Source organism: Brachybacterium ginsengisoli, assembly GCF_002407065.1.
Lineage (GTDB): Bacteria > Actinomycetota > Actinomycetes > Actinomycetales > Dermabacteraceae > Brachybacterium > Brachybacterium ginsengisoli.
Genome location: NZ_CP023564.1, coordinates 1267864 through 1287756, shown reverse-complemented (window position 1 = coordinate 1287756; position 19893 = coordinate 1267864). Strand labels below are relative to the sequence as shown.

Below are 19893 nucleotides of genomic sequence, written 5' to 3'. Positions count from 1 at the left end.
GGAGGCCAGCATGTCCTGGACCGTGAAGGGCGTCGTCGCCCGCGCTGAGAAGCAGCCCGCCGAGCTGCTCGACATCGTCATCCCCGACCCCGGCCCGAACGATGTGGTCGTCGACATCGAGGCGACCGGTGTGTGCCACACCGACCTCGCCTACCGCGACGGCGGCATCAACGACGAGTTCCCGTTCCTGCTGGGCCACGAGTCCGCAGGCCGCGTCTCCGTGATCGGTGAGAACGTCACCCATGTGGAGGTGGGCGACTACGTGGTGCTGAACTGGCGCGCCGTGTGCGGGCAGTGCCGCGCCTGCAAGAAGGGCGTGCCCCAGTACTGCTTCGCGACCCACAACGCCTCCAAGCCCATGACCCTCACCGATGGCACGGAGCTCACCGCGGCGCTGGGCATCGGCTCCTTCGCCGAGAAGACCCTGGTCCACGAGGGACAGTGCACGAAGGTCTCCGAGGACGCCCCGGCCGAGGTCGCGGGCCTGCTGGGCTGCGGCGTGATGGCCGGGATCGGCGCCTCGATCAACACCGGCGCCGTGCAGCGCGGCGAGTCCGTCGCGGTGATCGGCCTGGGCGGCGTGGGCTGCGCAGCGGTCGCCGGTGCGGCGCTCGCCGGCGCCACCACGATCATCGCCCTGGACGTGGACGAGAAGAAGCTCGCCGCCGCGACGGAGCTCGGCTCGACCCATGCCCTGGCAACCAAGGGCCTCTCGCCCCAGCAGGTGGCGGAGAAGGTCCAGGAGCTCACCGGCGGCTTCGGCGCGGACGTGGTCGTCGACGCCGTGGGCATCCCGCAGACCTACGAGACCGCGTTCTACGCCCGCGACCTCGCCGGTCGTGTGGTGCTCGTGGGCGTCCCGCGCCCGGGCGTGGAGCTGACCCTCCCGATGCTGGACGTGTTCGGCCGCGGCGGCGCGCTGAAGTCGTCCTGGTACGGCGACTGCCTGCCGGAGCGGGACTTCCCGTACCTCATCGACCTGTTCCTCCAGGGCCGGCTCCCGCTGGACCGCTTCGTGACCGGCCGCACGGATCTGGAGGGCGTGGACGCGGCGCTGTCCTCGCTGCACGAGGGCGAGACCCTTCGCACCGTGGTGGAGGTGGCAGGATGACCGCCCGCCTCTCCCACGCCGTCACCTCCGGCACCTTCAGCCTGGACGGCGAGACCCACGAGGTCGAGAACAACGTGTGGGTGCTCGGCGATGACGAGCAGTGCGTCGTCTTCGACGCCCCGCACGACGTCGACACCGTGCTCGAGCTGGTCGGCGACAGGGAGTGCGTGGGGATCCTCCTCACCCACGCCCACGACGACCACGTGCGCTTCGCCCCGGAGCTCTCCGAGGCCCTCGAGGCACCGATCCTGCTGAACCCCGCCGACGGCGAGGTCTGGAAGCTCACCCACGGCGACCTGCCCTGGGACGACACGGTCGAGGACGGCGACATGTTCACCATCGCCGGGGTGAACCTCGAGGCCCTGCACACCCCGGGGCACTCCCCCGGCTCGACCTGCTACTACTCCGAGGAGCTGGGCGCCGTGTTCACCGGCGACACCCTGTTCCAGGGTGGCCCCGGCGCGACCGGGCGTTCCTTCTCCTCGAGGGAGACCATCGAGGAGTCGGTGCGTGAGCGCCTGTTCGCGCTCCCGGAGGACACCGTGGTCCACACCGGCCACGGCCCGGACACCACCATCGGCACCGAGAAGCGGGCCGCGCAGGGCGATTGGCTCTGAGCCGGCCCCTCTGAGCTCGATGCGGCGGCGATCATCCTGCGATGATCGTCGCCGTTTCGTGTGGTCCTGCTCCGCCGCGCGCAGTCGGCGTGTGCGGGGGAGTCCGCGCCGACGGCTCCGCGGACACCCCTGCTGATGAGCGTGACGGCCATCGGGCTCAGGACTCGCCCGGTCACCGACGCCGATGAGGACGACCGCCGTTCCGCGTGCTGCGCGCACTCGTCGCGACTCGGGCCCAGATCGCGACCCCGATCAACGCGAGCGCGATCCCGCGCACGATCCAGAGTCCCGGCCCCCAGACGATCTCGTACTCGCCGGGAATGCTGAGCAGCGCCAGGACGACCTGCAGGACCACGGCCCTGCTGGTCTCCAGTTCGCCCAGGCTGGCAACGATCGTCAGGCTGACGGTCGGGATCGCGAGGAAGAGGAGCGGTGCGAAGATCCTGAACCGGGCGATGCGTTCCCCGCGCATGGCATCGACCGCCGCCAGACCCAGGATCCGTAGCGGAAACACGATCAAGGCCCAGGTCACGAAACTCACCCCGAGGCCGAGGAGGACGAGGAACGCGAACGTGAGCATGACTCCGGCGGCACTCGCGGCACTCGTCACGTCGAAGTAGTCAGGGTGAGCGAGCACCGGCCCGATGCTCATGGTGAGAAGGCCGATCGGAAGGACTGCGAGCGGCCACCACAACAGGGTCCACAGAGGTTCCTGCCGCTGAAGCTTGCAGAGCACGACGAGCTCGATGATCACGCTTGCGGCGATCATCGGAAAGACGAACAACGACAGCAGCAAGGGCAGGCCGTCAACGCGGTCGGGGTCCAGCAGGGCCAGGGGAACAGCCGCGATCGCGAGGGTGCTCAGCGTGATGATCGCGACCGGGAACGAGATGCTCCGCATTGAGCGTTCCGGGCGGACGACCGGCCTGCCGCGGTCGGAGAGGGTCTCCACCGCGTCCCAGACTCTCATCGCCTTCGTCTCTGCCATGTATCCCAACGCTCCGTATTCCGGCAGCAGCTTCGTTCGCTGCGGATTCTCCGATAATCCGGGCGATGGCTGAAGCGTACCTCCGCGCTGTCGACCCACCCCTCGCTGTTGCGGGTCATGACGTTGTCGTCACGGAGCGGGACGGGACTCGGGGAGCTCCAGATATGTCCTTCTGCTGAGCTCCGACGTGCTCCCCGACATCTGTGCACTCTGCCTGCTTCGGAACCGAGAACCGCTTACTATCCGGTGGTGACGTCACTTCTTCCCCCCGCGAACGCTCCCGTGACACCCGTCAGGCTCGGCCCCCACGAGCGCCTCGCGCGCCTGGTGAACCCTCCTCGCCTGAATGGTCTGGACATCGCCCGGGGCCTCGCGATCCTCGGCATGGTCGCCGCGCACCTCGGCGACTTCCCTCCTTTCGCCTGGAGCGACCCGTTCAGCTACCTGAACATCGTGCACGGCAACTCCTCGATCCTGTTCGCCGTCCTCGCCGGCATCTCCATCGCCTTGCTCACCGGCCGCGAACGCATCCCCGAGCCCGGGGACCTGCCCCGTCTGCGGCTGGCTCTCGTCGGCCGAGGGGCTGCGATCTTCGCGATCGGGCTCGCGCTCGAGCTCCTCGGCGTGGGCATCGCCGTGATCCTCACCTTCTATGGCCTCCTGTACGTCGCAGCGATCCCCGCGCTCCGCCTGCGACCCTCACGCCTCATCCTGTGCGCGACACCCCTCGCGCTGGTCGGGCCGGTTCTGGTCACGCTCCTCGAAGCGTTCTCCCTGGGTGCTTACGGCGCTGGCAGCAACCTCCTCATGGTGGGCATCTACCCGCTCACTACCTGGGCACCTCTGATGCTGGTCGGCATGGCCCTGGGACGCCTCCCCCTGACCCGCCCTCGCATCGCGAGTCTGATCACCGCGATCGGCGCGACCCTCGCCCTCACCGGCGCCCTCCTCGGCCTCGCCCTCAGCACGGCCCTGGGGATCCTGCTTCCGGAGTACCAGGAATACTCCTCGTGGAGCTCCACGGGGTACTCCAGCTCGTGGGAGTTCAGCTCGAAAGGCTCCGCCGGGTACGAAGAGGACGTGCCGATGGTGCCCTTCGATGAGATCGACGGAACCGGACTGCTCTGCTATCCCGCGACGTCGTATGACCCCGTCGTGTACTGCGAACCGGAGGAGTACAGCGAAACCTGGATCGACGAGAGCAGCTCGTCATCGAGCTACTGGGACGACGACGGCGCCGACTGGAGCACGTACCCCGAGCGTCTCTCCGACATGGCACCCGTTCCGGTGCTGATCGGTTCGGTGGTGTCCACCGCCCCGCACTCCGGCTCCGTGCTGGAGATCTTCACGTCGGGCGGTCTCGCCCTGTTCGTCATCGGCGCCTCGACACTTCTCTCACGCGCCCTGCGATGGATGCTCCTGCCCCTGTCCGCCATCGGTGCGATGCCTCTGACCGCCTACACCCTCCACGCCCTCGTCATCCTCGCGCTCGCCGGACCTGCCGGCTACCTCGCCAGCAACCCCGCCTGCCTCCTCCTGATCCTCGGCCTTGCCATCGCCTGCACCACATGGACCGCGTTCCTCGGCCGGGGCCCTCTCGAGCGCTTCACCGCCCGATCCGCCCGCTGGCTCTCATCCCGACCCGCTCCGCCACGACGAACAGACGCATCGACCGCCGACGCCGACCCGCACCAGGGTGATTGACGCTCAGACAGGTGCAGCGCGTGGCATGGTGTGAGCCGTTCCGATCGGGGACGGTAAAGCAGCTCGGTGGATCGGTTCGGGCAGCCGTGAAGACAGGTTCCTGGAACAGATATGGCGGCTGCGCAGGCGCGACCAGAACGCCTGCATCCCGATAGCACCCGTCCGTCGACATCCGTCATGACGAAGCTGCCCGACGAGGGTCATACCCAGTCGGTGCCCATGACGACGACAGCCCGATCGACGTTCACGAGTTCCTCTGTCGGTCGCGGTGACCGACAGGGCCTCATCGACGCCATTGCACGCGCTCGCGGTCTTCCTCCACAGCGATGACAGGAGACAGCGCCACCCGTCGAGGTCGCTGCGGTCAGGGTCTCGATTCCTGCGAGGAGTCGTCGATCGAGGACGAACCTGCCGTGCCCGCGCCCTCTGACGCCTCCGCAGTGCCCGGAGCACGGTCAACATCGCCCTCGCCCCGCAGACCTGCCAGGTACGCGTTGTACGCCGCGAGCTCCGCCCCGCCGTCGCGCTCGGCCTTGCGGTCGAACTGGCGGGCGCGGCGGTCCTCGGACTTCATCCACAGCACGGCGACGATGATCGCGTAGCCCACGGTGGGGACCTCCGAGATCGCCCACATGATCGTGCCGCCCCGGATCTGGATGAGCTCCAGCTGATCGGCTGTGTACATCCCCAGCTGGGTGTACCAGTCCTGCGCGACCAGCCAGGTCGCCGAGACCATCGCGACGCCGAAGAAGGCGTGGAACGCGAGGGTGACCAGCAGGGTGATCAGCTTCAGGATGGGGTTGATGGGCTTCGGCGCGGGGTCGATGCCGATCAGCACCCAGGCGAAGAGGTACCCCGAGGCGAGGAAGTGCACCGTCATCAGCACATGGCCGAGGTGGTGCCGCATCGCCAGCTCGAACAGCGGGGAGAAGTAGAACAGGATGAGCGAGCCCACGAAGATGAAGCCGGCCACCGGGGGCGTGGAGAGCACCCGGGAGTAGCCGGAGTGCAGCGCCGCCAGCACCCATTCGCGGATCCCGCGGGAGCCGTCGGTGCGCGGCGAGACCGCCCGGGACAGCAGCGTGACCGGGGCCCCGAGCACCCACAGCGGCGGCACGATCATCATCATCGCCATGTGCTGGATCATGTGCGCGTCGAAGCGGAACCGGCCCCAGGCGGCGGCCCCGCCGTTCATCACCCAGGCGAAGGCGAGGCAGCCGGCGAGGAAGCAGAGCGTGCGGACCCATGGCCAGGCATCTCCGCGTCGCCCCAGGCGCAGCACTCCGGTGACGTAGAGCCCCGCCATGGTCACGGCGAGGGCGAGGGCGATCCAGTCCGGCTGGACGACCGTGAACAGCGCTCCGGGCGAGAACTCGCGCGTGGGCGGGAGGTAGCCCACCAGCGACAGCACGCGCAGCTCCCCCACCGCGGGGATGTTCTGCGGGACCGGCGGCGCGGAGCGGCCCAGGGCGATCGACGCCCCGATCACCGCAGCCATCACCAGGCCCTCGCTGATGGCGAGGTGGCGGAAGCGCAGCTGCTCCCCCAGCCGGCGCCGCTGGAGGGAGCCGAGCACGGCCAGGGCCAGCAGTCCGATCGCCTTGGCCAGCACCACGCGGCCGTAGCCGGTGGTGAGCAGCTCGGACCAGGCGGACATCCTGATCCCGGCGCTGACCAGACCGCTGAGTGCGAGCGCGATCACCGAGGCGAGCGCCCACGGCGAGAAGCGTCGGATCGCGGTCGCCATCGACTCCTCGTCGATCCGGCTGCTCCGCAGGAACAGCACCAGCAGGCCGCCGGCCCAGACGGAAACCGCCACCAGGTGCACGGACATGGCGTTGACGGCGTTGACGTGGTCGAGGCTGGAGCCGGCGTGCCCGGCGAGGCCCAGCGTGGCCGCGCCGATCCCGGCGAGGGCGAGGCCCCAGCAGGCCACAACCGTCGAGCGCGCGAGCGCGTAGGCGAGGGCGGCGAGGGCCGCGAACACGGCGATGCTCAGCTGGATCCGGCCCAGCTCTCCGCCCAGCGCCACGTCCCAGACGTTGTGGGCGGTCCCGGCGCCGGTGGCCTCGAGCCCGCCCAGCGGGATCAGGGCGAGGGACGCGACCGACCACAGCAGCGCGCCCGCGGCGCCGAGGCGCACGGTCCCGCGGCGCGCAGGATCCAGCGCGGTCACCTCGCGCCGACCGGGTCCGGGCAGGAGCAGAACGGCGGTGCCTCCGGCGCCGATGGCGAGCAGCAGGCCGAGGTGGTGGAGGGCGCGGACCGCCGGCAGGCCCCAGGTGACCAGGGGCGAAGCCGGGACCAGCTCCGCCGGGGCGAGAGCACCGGTGGCGGCCATGCCGGCCACGGCGCTGGCGAGGCTGAGGAGCAGGAGGAGGGGGATGCTGAGCGCGCTCGTGCGGCGGGCGGCGGCGTTCATGCCCCTGCCCGTCGGCGGCGCAGCGTCTCGAAGAGGCACACGGTCGCGGCGGTGTGGACGTTGAGGGACTCGGCGTGCCCGGCCAGGGGGATCCGCACGGTCAGGGGCGCCGCGGCGAGGGTGGCCTCGTCCAGCCCGCGCGCCTCATTGCCCAGGATCCAGGCGATCCTCGGCGGCAGCTCCACGTCGAAGAGCTCCGAGCTCGCGTACCCACTGGTGGCCGCGGCGGTGATGGCGCTCCCGGAGAGCTGCTCGAGGACGTCCTCGATCACGGCACCGGTGAGCACCGGGAGATGGAACAGGCTGCCCACGGAGGCGCGCACGGCCTTCGGGGAGTACGGGTCGGCGCTGGTGCGCGTGAGCAGCACCAGGTCGGCTCCGGCGGCATCCGCGGTGCGGATCAGGGTGCCGACGTTCCCGGGATCGCGGACCTCATGGAGGATCACCACGGTCACGGCGCGATCGGCGGGGAGCGCCTCGAGCGCGCTCGCGGCGGCTGCAGGGTCCTCCGCGGGAAGGTCGCCGATGGCGACGACGCCCTGCGGGGTCACCAGAGCACCGGCGGCACCGGACCCGTCGGCCGCTGCGCCGTCGGGCGCGCCGGCGGCCGGCTCCCGCACCAGCGCGCGCAGGATCTGCTCGTCGACGGTGCTCACGAGGACACCGGCGTCACGCGCCAGGTCCAGCAGCTCCGGGTGATCGGTCGCCGCACGCTCGGTGAGGTGGACCTCCCGGGCGAGATCGGGGCGGTGCTCCAGCAGCGAGCGGACCGACTGCGGACCCTCGACGCGGAACCTGCCCTGCTTGCGACGCGCGGAGCGCCCGGCCAGCGCCGCCACCTTCCGCACCCGCTCGGAGCGGGGGGAGGTGATCGGCGACCGGTCCGGGCGCTCGTTCATCGCAGATGGTGCCGCGATGTCAGGCTGCCGGGGCGTTGACGTCCTCGGGGAGGGCGTTCTTGGCGACCTCGACCAGGGCGGCGAATGCCGGCGCGTCGTTCACGGCGAGCTCGGCCAGCATGCGGCGGTCGACCTCGACACCCGCGAGGCCGAGGCCCTGGATGAGACGGTTGTAGGTCAGGCCGTTGGCGCGGGACGCAGCGTTGATGCGCTGGATCCACAGCTGACGGAAGTTGCCCTTGCGCTTCTTGCGGTCGCGGAAGTTGTAGGTCTGCGAGTGCAGGACCTGCTCCTTCGCCTTCCGGTACAGACGCGAGCGCTGGCCGCGGTAGCCGCTGGCCTGCTCAAGGATTTCCCGACGCTTCTTCTGGGCGTTTACTGCCCGCTTCACGCGTGCCACGTGATACTCCTTCGATCGTAAAGTTCAGGGGTGCAGGAGCAGTGCTCCCACGTGGGCGATCAGCGGCCCAGCAGCTTCTTCATGCGCTTGACGTCCGACTTGGCGACGGTGGTGTCGTTGCCCAGGCGGCGCTTGCGGGTGGAGGACTTGTGCTCCAGCAGGTGGCGGGCGTTGGCCTTCTCGCGCATGAGCTTGCCCGAGCCGGTGACGCGGACGCGCTTCTTGGTACCCGAGTGGGTCTTGTTCTTCGGCATCTGCCTGTTCTCCTTGTGACGTTTCTCAGGACTCGACGCTGGTCTCGGCACCGGCCTCGGCGGAGGGCGTCTCGCCCTCGCTGCGGGCGGCAGCCTTCTCAGCATCGGTCTTGCGCTTGCGGGCCTCGGCCATGGCCTGGGCCTTCTTCTTGTGCGGCCCGAAGACCATCACCATGTTGCGGCCGTCCTGCCGCGGGTGCGACTCGACGAAACCGAAATCTGCGACATCCTCGGCCATCCGCTGCAGCAGCTTCACGCCGCGCTCGGGGCGGGACTGCTCACGCCCGCGGAACCGGATGATGACCTTCACCTTGTCGCCGCCGTCGAGGAACTTCTCGACGTTGCGACGCTTGGTGTCGTAATCGTGGGTGTCGATCTTCAGGCCCATACGGATTTCCTTCTGGACCGTGTTCGCCTGGTTCTTGCGCGCCTCACGGGCCTTCAGGTTGGCTTCGTACTTGTACTTGCCGTAATCCATGAGACGTGCGACCGGCGGGTTCGCGCCGGGCGCGACCTCGACCAGGTCGAGATCTGCTTCCTGGGCGAGACGCAGGGCGTCCTCGACACGGACCTCGCCGACCTGCTCGCCGGCGGGCCCGACCAGGAGGACCTTGGGGACCCTGATCTGACCGTTGATGCGCTGTTCGCTGATGTTGGCTCCTCACCTTGTTTTTCGCGTCGGAAGACGAAGAAGGCCCCCGCATGTCATGCGGAGGCCCCAAGGTGCACGCGCCACGGCGCCGATCGGGCATTGCTGCCCGCTCGCCGCGCACGAGGCGCGGCTGCGATACTGACCCAGCGGCTGATGATCGCGAGCCGGAGAGCTCACGAGCGGATCGCCACGAGGTGGGAAGGGACTCCACTTGAGGAACTGATGACGAGGGTCTCGACCTGTTCCAGTCGTCTATCCTAGCAGGAGTGCGCCGAGCGTCCAGGTGATGTGCGTCGCGCTCAGTAGCTGTGACCGACGAGGAGTTTTGGTGGACACCGACCGTCAGGCATCCGACGGGGACGCACCGCACGACGGTCCTGCCTCGCCGTCTTCCGCGAGCCCTGCGACCGGGGACGACCCGGCTCCGACGACGGAATCCGGCCCGGCTCCCGAGGGCACCGCCCACGACTACGGATACGGCGCTGACGGGCTCGACGCCGCCGGCACGGACGGACCCCGCGCCGCGGACTCCAGCACGGCCGACGTCTCCGGCACGGCAGAAGGGCCGATGGCCGCCACGGGGGCCGACCCCGCCACGGGGACCTTCCCGGCCACGAGCATCGATCCTGAGACCGGCCTGCGCACGGGGACGGCCCCTCGCGCGGTGCTGCGACCGATCCCGGAGGGCTTCCCGACTCCGCCGCCGCGTCCGGCGCGACCGAACCGTCGGCCGGCCCCGAAGCCCGATCCCTCGACGGCTCCCGCCCGCCCGCGACGCCTCCTCATCGCCGGCATCGCCGCGGCGGCCGTGCTGCTGCTGGTGGTCGTCGTGGGCGGTGGGCTCCTGGCCGTCCGCCACCTCTCCCCCGAGGAGCCCGCACCCGTCGCGGGGGACGACCCGGGCACGCAGGCCCCGGCGGCCCCGGCGGGCAAGGGCGCCGTCGAGGTCGGCGGAGTGACGTTCACCGAGGTGAGCACCGAGGTCGGGGTCCGTGCCGTGGGCTCGTCGAGCTCGCGCGTGGAGCCCGAGGGCGAGTTCGTGGTGGTGGTCTTCGCGGTGGAGAACCCGACCTCCGCCCCGGTGCGGATCACCTCGGACGCCGTGCTGGAGGCCGCCGACGAGACCTTCCCCGTCGATGACGACGCGACGCACGCCTACGAGACCGATTCGGAGTACGCCGGCGTGGTACCGACCGAGGGGACGGTCGAGTTCCACGCCGTCTTCGACGTCCCGATCGGCACCGACCCGTCCGCACTGCGGATCGAGCTCCCGGATCTCGGCGAGATCGGCGCTCTGCCGCTCGGCGGCTGACCCGACGACCCGCGCGCCGCACTGCTCGACGCGCCGTGACCATCGCGCCCCGCTCGGGGCGCCCGAACCGCGCGGCCCCGCTCCCGGGAGCCGCACCCCGACCCCCAGGAGGGCCCTCATGACCGATCACCAGCACGACGACCACCACGACCACTCCGACGAGACCGCCGAGTCGCAGGAGCTGCGGGACATCGCCGAGGTCTCCTCGGTGGAGATCATCACCTCCGCCTGCGTGCACCTGATGAGCGCCGCCGCGGTGAAGGTGGGGCTCGCCGAGGACGAGGCGACCGGCGGGTACCAGGACCTCGCCGAGGCGCGGAAGCTGATCAACGCGCTGGCCGGGCTGGTGACCGCGGCGGCGCCGGAGATCGGCAACGAGCACGCCCGGTCCCTGCGCGACGGCCTGCGCTCGCTCCAGCTGGCCTTCGCCGAGGCGCTGCCCTTCCCGGACGGCCCCGGCGAGGCACCGGGCGAGAAGTTCACCGGCCGGGTCTCCTGACCTGACGGGTGCCAGGAGCCGACGAGCTCCAGGCTCCGCCGGGCTTCGGCAGCTGCCGCAGCTCAGGAGCCGAGCACGAGCCGCAGCGAGCTGATCCGCTCCGCCACGATCTGCTCGGCGCCGAGCCCGGCGGTGACCGCGTCGACCACGGCGCGGACCTCCTCCGCGGTGAGGCCCGGGCGCAGCTGCAGGTGGAGGTCCACCTCGGCGCGCTCCCCCGCTCGGGCGGTCAGGGCGCGCACCTCGTGGGAGGCAGCGCGCCCCACGCGGTCCAGCACCTCGGCCAGCTCGGGGTCCTCATGCGGCGGCAGCCAGGTCCGCCCCTGGGCCAGGGCCCAGAGCACCGACCGGGGCAGCAGCACCGGCCCGCCCTCCTCGGGCGGGGTCGCGGCGTCCAGCACCAGGGCGGTGCACCCCTCCTGCACGGCGGCCTGCGCAGCCTGCGGGCCGACCACCGGCACCGGCCTGGCATCCCGTCGCCAGGCGCCGAGCGCGGCCACTGAGGTGAACAGCGGGAGCACGGTCGTCCCATCGGGCGCGGTGATCGAGACCATCGCCATGTCCGCGCCGTTGTCCCCGGTCAGGCCATGGGCGGTGGTGCCCGTCTCCGTGGCGACCGCCATGATCGGCACCAGCACCCGTGAGGCGGCCAGCGCCCCCACCAGCTGCTGGCGGTGGGGGTCCTGGCCGGCGCGGTGCGCGGCCAGGGCCTCGGCGATCGGCGCAGGGGTGGTCCCGTCGTCCCCGGGGAAGGGGCTGACGCTGTAGTCACGCCCCTCCCAGGACACTCCGGCGGTGTCGGTCAGCGGTGACTTCTCGCGGAAATGGGCGGGCAGGGCACGGCGCGCCCCGTCCGCCGGATGCTCCTCCGACGGGGAGGTCACAGGCGGCCTGCGACGTCGAGCGCCTCGCCCATCGTGAACGCCTGCGCGTACAGGGCCTTGCCCACGATCGCGCCCTCGACCCCGGAGGGGACCAGCGAGCGCAGGGCCTCGAGATCGGCGAGCGAGGAGATGCCGCCGGAGGCGACGATCTTCGCCTCGGTGCGCGAGCAGACCTCGGCGAGCAGCTCGAGGTTCGGGCCGCGGAGGGTGCCGTCCTTGGTGACGTCGGTGACGACGTAGCGCTGGCAGCCGGCCTCGTCCAGACGCTCGAGGGTCTCCCACAGGTCGCCGCCGTCGCGGGTCCAGCCGCGGGCGGCGAGGGTGGTGCCGCGCACGTCGAGGCCGACGGCGATGCGGTCGCCGTGCTCGGCGAGGATCTCCGCGGTCCACTCGGGGTTCTCGAGGGCCGCGGTGCCGAGGTTCACCCGGCGGCACCCGGTCGCGAGCGCGGAGGCGAGCGACTCGTCGTCGCGGATCCCGCCGGAGAGCTCGACGTTCATGTCCACGGCGGCGACCACCTCGGCCAGCAGCGCGGAGTTGCTGCCCCGACCGAAGGCGGCATCGAGATCCACCAGGTGCAGCCAGCTCGCGCCGCCCTCCTGGAAGGCGAGCGCGGCGTCCAGCGGAGCGCCGTAGGCGGTCTCGGAGCCGGCCTCGCCCTGGACGAGCCGGACGGCCTGGCCGTCCTGCACGTCGACGGCGGGGAGCAGCTCGAGCACGGGAGCGGTCATGGGATGCCTCCTGGAAGCGATGGGGGCGGGTCGGGGCCCGCGAGGGGGTGGTTCTGTGGAGCGGCACGGCGGGTGCGCGCCGCGGGATCGTCGGTATCGTCGAGATCTCGGTGAGGTCGGGGCTCGGCGGGGCCGGGGCGTCAGCCGGTCTGGATGCGCCAGATCGAGATGCCGAAGCAGATCAGCCCGAGCATCAGCAGGCCCAGTGCGGCCCACCACGGCTTCTTCGATCGATGGAACGACCAGGCGCCGCCGAGCAGCATGCCTCCGGCGAACAGCGTGAGGAAGGCGATGAACATCCCTCACGCCTCCCGGTCGTAGCGCGGCAGGGTGCGCAGCCAGTTGGCCAGCACGACGGAGCCGGCGCCCCCGGACTTCTCCGGGTGGAACTGGGTGGCGCAGAGCGCGCCGTTCTCGACCGCGGCGACGAAACGGTCACCGCCGTGCTCGGCCCAGGTCACCAGCGGCGGCGCCATCGGACCGATCGGCTCCATCTCCCAGCTCCGTGCGGCGTAGGAGTGCACGAAGTAGAACCGCTCCTCGGAGACGCCCTCGAACAGGACGGACCCCTCGGGGACGTCGATCGTGTTCCAGCCCATGTGCGGGACGACGTCGGCCTCCAGCCGGGTCACCTCGCCGGGCCACTGCGCGAGGCCCTCGGCGCGCTCCCCGTGCTCGGTGCCGGCGTCGAACATGACCTGCAGGCCCACGCAGATGCCGAGCACCGGTCGGCCGCCGGCGAGGCGTCGCTCGATGAGGCGGTCCCCGCCCACGGCGAGGATCTGCTCCATGGTGGCGGCGAAGGCGCCGACGCCGGGGACGACCAGCCCGTCGGCCGAGAGCGCCTGCTCGCGATCCGCGGTGAGCTCGACCTCGGCCCCGGCGGCCTCGAGGGCGCGCACCACGGAGCGCACGTTGCCCGAGCCGTGGTCGAGCACGACCACGCGCGGTGCACGGGCCTGGCCGGCCGCGGTCTGCTCCGGTGCCGCCGTCACTTGCGCTTCTTCCCGGAGGCGATCCACTCCAGCGCCTCGGCGCGGCTGAGCGCGGCGGGGTCCAGCCCCTCGCCCAGCTCGGCCAGGTCGGTGGCGCCCAGCAGCAGCTCCTCGACGAGGTCGTCGACGGCGCCGAGCACGATCGCGGGCGAGATGTCCTCGCCGCGCTCCCCGTTCTTGTACCGGGTCGCGGTCATGCGGTCGCCGCGGCGCCAGAACAGCACGATGCCGTTGCGCTGCAGGGCGGTGGAGGCGATGGCCGCGAGGTCATGGGCGGCTGCCTCGGCGAGCGGACCGGCCGCGATGGCGCCGGTCTCCGTGTCCAGGGTCCGGGTGCCGGCCGGGATGTCGATCCCGTCTTCGCGGGCCTCACGGCCCAGCCGGACCACACCGGCCAGCGCCTTCGCGGAGACCACGGAGGTCGCGACCACGGCGACCGTCGGCTCGGAGTCCTCCTCCGAAGGCTCGGACAGCACGTCCTCGACGGTCAGCGGCGCGTCGTCGAGGGAGATCCCCTCCATGAGACGCGCGAACTCGGCATCGATGTCGTCGGCGGGACGGCCGGAGCCCTCGCCTCCGGTCCCGTCGGCGCGGGGCTCCTCGGGGTCGACGGTGTTCACAGGGCTCCCTTGGTCGAGGGGACGTCGAGGACGCGGTCATCGTAGGCGCAGGCGGCGCGCAGCGCACGGGCGAGCGCCTTGAACTGCGCCTCGACCACGTGGTGGGGGTCGCGGCCCTCGAGGAGCCGGATGTGGAGGCAGATCGCGGCGTGGTGCGCGATCGACTCGAAGACGTGCCGGGTCAGCGACCCGGTGAAGTGGCCGCCGATGAGGTGCAGGGCCTGGGCCTCGCTCTCGCCGGAGTGCACGCAGTAGGGGCGGCCCGAGAGGTCCACGACGGCCTGGGCGAGGGACTCGTCCAGGGGGACCATCGCATCGCCGAAGCGGGCGATGCCCTTCTTGTCCCCGAGGGCCTCGCGCAGCGCCTGGCCCAGCACGATCGCGGTGTCCTCGACGGTGTGGTGGGCGTCGATGTGGGTGTCGCCTGTGGCCGACACCTTCAGGTCGAAGCGGGCATGGGTCCCCAGCGCCGTGAGCATGTGGTCGAAGAAGGGCACCGTGGTGGAGACGTCGACCTGGCCGGTGCCGTCGATGTCGAGGGTCAGCTCGATCGAGGACTCGCGGGTGGTGCGGGAGATGGTCGCGGTGCGGGCGGGGCGCGCGGCGGGGCTGGCGGTCATCGGGGGTCGGCCTCCTCGAGGGCGGTGCGGAATGCGGCGTTGTCCTCGGGGGTGCCGAGGGAGACGCGCAGCCAGCCGGCGGGGCCGACGGCTCGGATGAGGACGCCGCGGGCGAGGAGGGCCTCGAACACGGCGTCGCGGTCGGTGAAGCTGCGGAACAGGATGAAGTTCGCGTCCGACGGGGCGACGTCGTGGCCGCGCTCGCGCAGGTGGCGGTCCAGAGCGTCCCGCTCGCTGCGCAGCAGGGCCACCTTGCCCAGCAGCTCCTCCCGGTGGGCGAGCGCGGTGAGCGCGACCGCCTGGGTGACGGCGGAGAGGTGATACGGCAGGCGCACCACGCGCACGGTGTCCACGATCGCGGGATCCGCGACCAGGTAGCCGAGCCGCGCACCGGCCAGGGCGAAGGCCTTGGACATGGTGCGGGAGACGACGAGGTTCGGGTGCGCGCCGAGCAGGGTCAGGGCGCTGGGCACCCCGTCCCGGCGGAACTCGCCGTAGGCCTCGTCGACCACGAGCAGGCCGCGGGTCGGGGCGAGGGCCGCGGCCGCCGCCTCGACGACCTCGAGGTCCAGGGCGGTGCCGGTGGGATTGTTGGGGCTGGTCAGCACCACGATGCTGGGGCTGTGCTCGGCGATCGCGGCGGTGACCGCCTCGACGCTCAGCGTGAACTCCGGAGCGGGGCCGCGCTCGGCGGTGACCCAGTCGGTGTAGGTGTCCCGCGCGTACTCGGGGTACATCGAGTAGTGCGGCGTGAAGCCGAGCGCCGTGCGGCCGGGGCCGCCGTACGCCAGCAGCAGCTGGTGCATGACCTCGTTGGAGCCGTTGGCGGCCCAGACCGAGTGCGCCTCGGGCGCCTCGATGCCGGACTCGGCGGCGAGATAGGCGCCGAGCTCGGCGCGCAGCGCGAGCGCCTCGCGGTCCGGGTAGCGGTTCAGGCCGACGGCAGCGTCCGCGGCGGCGCGGCCGATGGCGGCGGCGAGCTCCGCGGAAGGTCCGTAGGGGTTCTCGTTGACGTTCAGCGCATGGGCGACCTCGAGCTGCGGCGCGCCGTACGGGGCGGCGCCCGCGATGCCGTCGCGCGGGGCGGGCAGCGCGGAGGACTCGAGGGTCGGAGCGGAGTTCGCGGGCATGGCCTCCATGGTAGTTCTCCGCACGGAGCGGGGGCCGGCGCGTCCACCTCGCGCCGGTCACATCGGTGGATCCCCGCGGCCCGCGGACGCGACCGGGATCACCGTCGATGTCGAGGAGACGCTCAGCGCGCGCGGATTACTCTGGAGCGATGTTCCGCTCCTTCGGTGCCCTGGTCGGCGACCTGCTGGTCGTCCTGCTCTTCGTCGCGATCGGCTTCGTGCAGCACGGCACGCCGCTGACCGCCCAGAACCTGTTCCTGGTGGGCTGGCCCTTCGCTGTGGGCGTGCTGCTGGGCCACCTGGCGATCCGGGCCTGGCGCGCACCCTTCCGGATCTGGCCGCACGGCGTGTTCGTCTGGGCGATCACGCTCGCCACCGCGATGGCGCTGCGCACCCTGTTCTCCGCCGGCACCGAGGTGTCCTTCCTCATCGTCACCGCGATCGTCACCGGAGTGGGCATGCTGGGCTGGCGCGCCGCGGCGCTGTTCCTCACCCGCGGCGAGCGCACCCGACCCCGCGTCGTGACCGGCGCGGAGGCGACAGCATCTCGGAAGGCCGACGCGGCCCCCGCCGAGAAGGACTGACCCCTCCCGACGAGGACCTGCCCCCCTCAGCCCTCGTGGTCGGGCACCGGCCCGATCTCGAGACCGTGCCCGCAGGGGTAGAGCGGATCCTCCGTCCCGCCGGGGACGTCCTCGTGCGAGGCGCGCACCGCCGCCATCGAGCGCGGCAGCTCGATCGGCAGGCGACCCTGTGGCGGTATGACGCCGGTGATCGCCTCGGCCCAGGCCGCTGCGGAGACGCCGAAGGAGCCGGTCAGCGCATCGCAGACGGGCGCGATGGTGGTGAGCACCGCCGCGCGGTCCAGGTCGATGTCCACGATCAGCGGGCAGGCCGCGCGGATCCGGGCCAGGCGATGCGCGAGCCCGGGCGTGGGTTCGAGATCGCCCTGGTGGAACCAGGACTCGAGGAAGAGGTCATCGCGCGGCTGGAAGGGTGCCCCGAGCCGGAGCAGCGCGACGTCGGCGTCCGCCGGATCGGCGACCGGCTCCCCCAGCGTCGTGACGACCTCGTCGGGCAGGCCCTCGGCGTAGATCCGCAGGCGCCCGCCGGAGGTGCGCAGCGGGAGCACCTCGCCGTCGTCGTGCAGCACCACGACGCTGCGGGCCTGGACCTCGTGGCCGCGGCGGCGTGACACCTCGGTGCCCACCTCCGCCGCCGCCGCGGACTCGTCGACGTACGGGTCGTCGAACAGCCCCAGACGGAACTTGACCAGGAGCAGGCGCCGCGCGGACTCGTCGATCCGCTGCTCGGGGATCGCGCCCTCGCGCACCAGGTCCAGCAGCAGCTCGGTGCACTCCTCGCCGCCGAACTGGTCCGCCCAGGCTTCGAGGATGCGCCGCATGCGCTCGGCCGGGGTGAGCTCCTCGACGCCCCAGGCGCGGGCGGGCAGCACCTGGTCACCGACGTGGTTGTCGTTCACGAGCTCCCAGTCGCTGACGATCACGCCGTCGAAGCCGAGCTCGCCGCGCAGCAGCCCGGTGAGCACCTGGCGGTTGAAGCCGAAGCCCACCGCCTCGATCTCCTCGCCGTCCCGCGTCAGGCCGACGGGTCGGCCGTAGTACGGCATGATCGCGTCGGCGCCGTCGGCGATGGCCACCCGGAAGGGCAGGAGGTGGTCCTCGAACCGCCCTCCCGGGTAGATCTGGTCCCGCCCGTACGGGAAGTGGGCGTCCTCGCCGTCCTTCTGCGGGCCGGCGCCGGGGAAGTGCTTCACGGTGGACTGCACCGCCGCCTCCCCGTCCCGTCCGCGCAGCCCGGCGAGCGCCGCGCGCACCAGCTCGGCGACCAGCTCGGGGTCCTGGCCGAAGCACTCGCGCTGGCGCGCCCAGCGCGGCTCGGTGGCGAGGTCCGCGACGGGGTGGAGGCCGGCGCGGATGCCGACGGCGGCGTACTCGCGGCGCACCGTCTCCGCCCACTCCTCCACGAGCTCGGGATCCGCGAGCGCTCCGAGGCCCAGCGGCTCCGGCCACAGGGAGAAGAACGAGGTCACCCAGGAGGTGCCGGCGTTCTGCGCCCCGCCGTGGCGGGGGTCCGTGGAGACGGTGACGGGGATGCCGTGCGGGGTCTGCTCGGCGAGCTCCTGCAGGCGGTTGTGCCAGCGGGCGGCGGTCTCGGCGCTCTCGAGGCCGTGGATGTTGAAGTGGTTCATCCGCCTGCCCAGCACCACCTCGGAGGTGGCCGACTTCGAGATCGCCCCGGGACGCTCGAGCAGCGTGCCCTCCGGCCCGGTCTCGATGACGGTGTGGAACATGAGCCCCACCTTCTCCTCGAGGGAGAGCCGGGTCAGCAGGTCGTCGGCCCGCTCCTCGGGGCTCCGGCGCGGATCCTCGAAGGGATCCATGACGCCGTTGCGGTTCAGGTCCCGGAAGCGGGTGCCGTCGGGGGCGCTGCGGTGGAGGGGCAGGGAGCGGTCAGCCGTGGGCACGGAAGACCTCCTGCTCGATCACGCCGCGCAGCTGGTCGGCGACCTCGTCGGTCGCGAACCAGGCGTGCAGCTGCCCGTCCAGGAGCACGTTGCCGAGTGCGCCGAGCACCATCGACTGGTCCAGCGAGAGGTGCCGCTCCGCGATGACACCGGTGCCCACGGCCACGGCGTCGTGGAAGCCGCCGGGACCGTAGGCGCCCAGCTCCGTCTCGATCCGGGAGAGGTTCTCCGTCGCGGCCTCGCGCTCGTACTGCAGCGCGAGCGCCGCGGCGTGCGGGGTCACCACGCCGTCGAGCCCCTGCGGGTAGGGCTCGCCCTGGCGCCAGTCGGTGCCCGCCGCGTCGGAGAAGTAGCCGGTGGGGTTCAGTCCCAGGGCGTCCACGCCGTACTCGCGGTAGCCGGCATGCGGGTCGGAGCTGGGCGAGAAGCCCCAGTAGCCGTACCCGGCCTCGTCCAGGCCGTGCTCGCGCTGGGCGCGCACGTGCAGGGGGTGGTTCCTCCCCCAGCTGCGCGGGCCCCATTCCGCCTCGGGCACGAACAGATCGGGCATGAGCTCCTCGAACATGGAGCCGCCCCAGCCGGGCACGATCTCCATCCCGCGATAGGTGTGCGCGCCCTCGAACACGGCCACGCCCTCATGCTCGGTCCACTCCCCGACCGGCGCCATCTCGGGCCAGGTCCACTCCGGCGGGAAGGTCCGGTAGGTCGTGAAGTAGGCGCCGGCGGGGATCTGCCCGGTCATGATCCCCAGGTAGGTGACCATGCGCGCCTCGGAGACGGCGGTGTCGTAGTGGTGGGTCGAGTGGTACCAGACGTCGGCGCCGGGGATGCCGTTGAACAGCGGCCGCAGCTCGACGCCTTCCCGACTCGGATCCTCCGTCCAGAACCCGCCGACGGTCTGGCCGGGCTGCGCGTCGACCTCGCGGTCGAAGAAGACGTCCCAGCGCATGCGGTCGAACAGGCGCCGCGCCGCGCGCCGGTTCGAGGGATCGGCCTCGGCGACCACGTGCAGGGCCGCACCGAGCCAGCCCATGTCCACGCTCGAGACGAAGGGGACGACGGGATCGCCCGAGCCGGGCCAGGAGCGCAGGATCGTGCCGTCGACCTCGTCGTACCAGTTGACGTACATACCCGAGGGCTCGTGGTGCTCCATCGCCTCGAGGGAGGCCAGGGTGGCCGCGACGCGGCGGCGAGCATCGCCGGGGGTGATCAGGCGCAGCTCGCGCGCGATCAGGGTGGACCACAGCGAGCCGCCGATGTTCGTGGGCGAGGTGTGGCGGGAGTGCCCGGTGAGGTCGGCGGAGATGTTGTCCGAGATCAGGCCGGTGCGGCGCACGGTCATCGCGTCGAGGCTGCGCCAGGTGTCCGCGGCCCAGCGCCGCAGCAGGGCGTCGTCCCCGGTACCGCCGGGGCGGCGGGATCCTCCGGCGGGAGCGGAGGCGGAGCGCGGCGCCGAGGCGCTGCGCGGTGCGGCGGCGGTGCCGGCGAGGGCACCGGCTCCCAGGAGCGGAACGGTGAGCAGGGTGCGTCGGTCGATGGGGTTCACGATGCCTCCTCGAGGCGGTGC

At 71.8% G+C, this 19893-nt stretch carries 21 protein-coding genes; 6 read left to right on the top strand and 15 right to left on the bottom strand.

Annotation, left to right across the window (positions count from 1 at the left end):
• The first annotated feature begins 10 nt into the window (after positions 1-10).
• Positions 11-1111, top strand: coding sequence for an S-(hydroxymethyl)mycothiol dehydrogenase (locus CFK41_RS05725; RefSeq protein WP_096798800.1), 1101 nt, complete (start codon positions 11-13; stop codon positions 1109-1111).
• Positions 1108-1728: an MBL fold metallo-hydrolase gene (locus CFK41_RS05720; protein WP_096798799.1), complete on the top strand. Its 621-nt coding sequence runs from the start codon at positions 1108-1110 to the stop codon at positions 1726-1728. The genes CFK41_RS05725 and CFK41_RS05720 overlap by 4 nt, the downstream gene beginning before the upstream one ends.
• Before the next feature lie 172 nt (positions 1729-1900).
• On the opposite strand, the gene CFK41_RS05715 is transcribed toward CFK41_RS05720, so the two are convergent.
• Positions 1901-2716 carry a hypothetical protein gene (locus tag CFK41_RS05715; RefSeq protein WP_096798798.1) on the bottom strand — a complete coding sequence of 272 codons (816 nt, stop codon included), beginning with the start codon at positions 2714-2716 and terminating at the stop codon, positions 1901-1903.
• Positions 2717-2998: 282 nt separating this feature from the next.
• Between CFK41_RS05715 and CFK41_RS05710 the strand changes: the two genes are divergently transcribed.
• Positions 2999-4420: a heparan-alpha-glucosaminide N-acetyltransferase domain-containing protein gene (locus CFK41_RS05710; RefSeq protein ID WP_169928792.1), complete on the top strand. Its 1422-nt coding sequence runs from the start codon at positions 2999-3001 to the stop codon at positions 4418-4420.
• A gap of 364 nt (positions 4421-4784) precedes the next feature.
• On the opposite strand, the gene CFK41_RS05705 is transcribed toward CFK41_RS05710, so the two are convergent.
• From CFK41_RS05705 to infC, 5 genes are read right to left on the bottom strand one after another with little or no spacing between them, the layout of a single operon-like run.
• Positions 4785-6842 (bottom strand): cytochrome c oxidase assembly protein, encoded by a 2058-nt coding sequence (locus CFK41_RS05705; RefSeq protein ID WP_096798796.1) that lies wholly within the window; start codon positions 6840-6842, stop codon positions 4785-4787.
• Positions 6839-7741, bottom strand: coding sequence for a TrmH family RNA methyltransferase (locus CFK41_RS05700; RefSeq protein WP_096798795.1), 903 nt, complete (start codon positions 7739-7741; stop codon positions 6839-6841). The genes CFK41_RS05705 and CFK41_RS05700 overlap by 4 nt, the downstream gene beginning before the upstream one ends.
• Positions 7742-7760: 19 nt before the next feature.
• Positions 7761-8141 (bottom strand): 50S ribosomal protein L20, encoded by a 381-nt coding sequence (gene rplT, locus CFK41_RS05695; RefSeq protein ID WP_096798794.1) that lies wholly within the window; start codon positions 8139-8141, stop codon positions 7761-7763.
• 59 nt (positions 8142-8200) lie between these two features.
• On the bottom strand, positions 8201-8395 hold the full coding sequence (gene rpmI, locus CFK41_RS05690) for a 50S ribosomal protein L35 (RefSeq protein WP_096798793.1): 195 nt from the start codon (positions 8393-8395) through the stop codon (positions 8201-8203).
• A 25-nt stretch (positions 8396-8420) separates the two neighbouring features.
• A complete protein-coding gene (gene infC / locus CFK41_RS05685) occupies positions 8421-8999 on the bottom strand; it encodes a translation initiation factor IF-3 (protein ID WP_407641148.1) in 579 nt (192 codons plus the stop codon).
• Between the two features lie 376 nt (positions 9000-9375).
• On the opposite strand from infC, the gene CFK41_RS05680 reads away from it, so the two are divergent.
• Positions 9376-10359 carry a hypothetical protein gene (locus CFK41_RS05680; RefSeq protein ID WP_096798791.1) on the top strand — a complete coding sequence of 328 codons (984 nt, stop codon included), beginning with the start codon at positions 9376-9378 and terminating at the stop codon, positions 10357-10359.
• Between the two features lie 118 nt (positions 10360-10477).
• Complete coding sequence (locus CFK41_RS05675) at positions 10478-10858, top strand: DUF1844 domain-containing protein (protein WP_096798790.1); 381 nt, start codon at positions 10478-10480, stop codon at positions 10856-10858.
• A gap of 62 nt (positions 10859-10920) precedes the next feature.
• Here CFK41_RS05675 and CFK41_RS05670 read toward each other — a convergent pair whose 3' ends face one another.
• The 7 genes from CFK41_RS05670 to CFK41_RS05640 form a co-directional block, all read right to left on the bottom strand.
• Positions 10921-11742 carry an SseB family protein gene (locus CFK41_RS05670; RefSeq protein WP_096798789.1) on the bottom strand — a complete coding sequence of 274 codons (822 nt, stop codon included), beginning with the start codon at positions 11740-11742 and terminating at the stop codon, positions 10921-10923.
• A complete protein-coding gene (gene priA, locus CFK41_RS05665) occupies positions 11739-12473 on the bottom strand; it encodes a bifunctional 1-(5-phosphoribosyl)-5-((5-phosphoribosylamino)methylideneamino)imidazole-4-carboxamide isomerase/phosphoribosylanthranilate isomerase PriA (RefSeq protein WP_096798788.1) in 735 nt (244 codons plus the stop codon). The genes CFK41_RS05670 and priA overlap by 4 nt, the downstream gene beginning before the upstream one ends.
• 140 nt (positions 12474-12613) lie before the next feature.
• The gene (locus tag CFK41_RS17910) at positions 12614-12772 is read right to left on the bottom strand and encodes a hypothetical protein (RefSeq protein WP_096798787.1); all 159 of its coding nucleotides are present in this window, start codon (positions 12770-12772) and stop codon (positions 12614-12616) included.
• A 3-nt stretch (positions 12773-12775) separates the two neighbouring features.
• Positions 12776-13468 (bottom strand): imidazole glycerol phosphate synthase subunit HisH, encoded by a 693-nt coding sequence (gene hisH / locus CFK41_RS05655; RefSeq protein ID WP_151904686.1) that lies wholly within the window; start codon positions 13466-13468, stop codon positions 12776-12778.
• Positions 13465-14088, bottom strand: a complete 624-nt coding sequence (locus CFK41_RS05650) for a hypothetical protein (RefSeq protein ID WP_096798785.1) — start codon at positions 14086-14088, stop codon at positions 13465-13467. Before CFK41_RS05650 ends, hisH begins: the two co-directional genes overlap by 4 nt.
• Positions 14085-14708, bottom strand: a complete 624-nt coding sequence (gene hisB, locus CFK41_RS05645; RefSeq protein WP_096798784.1) for an imidazoleglycerol-phosphate dehydratase HisB — start codon at positions 14706-14708, stop codon at positions 14085-14087. Before hisB ends, CFK41_RS05650 begins: the two co-directional genes overlap by 4 nt.
• Positions 14705-15838 carry a histidinol-phosphate transaminase gene (locus CFK41_RS05640; RefSeq protein WP_151904685.1) on the bottom strand — a complete coding sequence of 378 codons (1134 nt, stop codon included), beginning with the start codon at positions 15836-15838 and terminating at the stop codon, positions 14705-14707. The genes hisB and CFK41_RS05640 overlap by 4 nt, the downstream gene beginning before the upstream one ends.
• A 149-nt stretch (positions 15839-15987) precedes the next feature.
• Between CFK41_RS05640 and CFK41_RS05635 the strand changes: the two genes are divergently transcribed.
• On the top strand, positions 15988-16422 hold the full coding sequence (locus tag CFK41_RS05635; protein WP_227873221.1) for a DUF3054 domain-containing protein: 435 nt from the start codon (positions 15988-15990) through the stop codon (positions 16420-16422).
• 26 nt (positions 16423-16448) lie between these two features.
• Here the strand turns inward: CFK41_RS05635 and CFK41_RS05630 are convergent, their stop codons facing one another.
• Together CFK41_RS05630 and CFK41_RS05625 are read right to left on the bottom strand one after the other, a co-directional pair.
• Positions 16449-18326 (bottom strand): glycoside hydrolase family 3 protein, encoded by a 1878-nt coding sequence (locus tag CFK41_RS05630; RefSeq protein WP_227873220.1) that lies wholly within the window; start codon positions 18324-18326, stop codon positions 16449-16451.
• Complete coding sequence (locus CFK41_RS05625) at positions 18313-19872, bottom strand: glucoamylase family protein (RefSeq protein ID WP_096798782.1); 1560 nt, start codon at positions 19870-19872, stop codon at positions 18313-18315. The genes CFK41_RS05630 and CFK41_RS05625 overlap by 14 nt, the downstream gene beginning before the upstream one ends.
• Between the last annotated feature and the right edge of the window lie 21 nt (positions 19873-19893).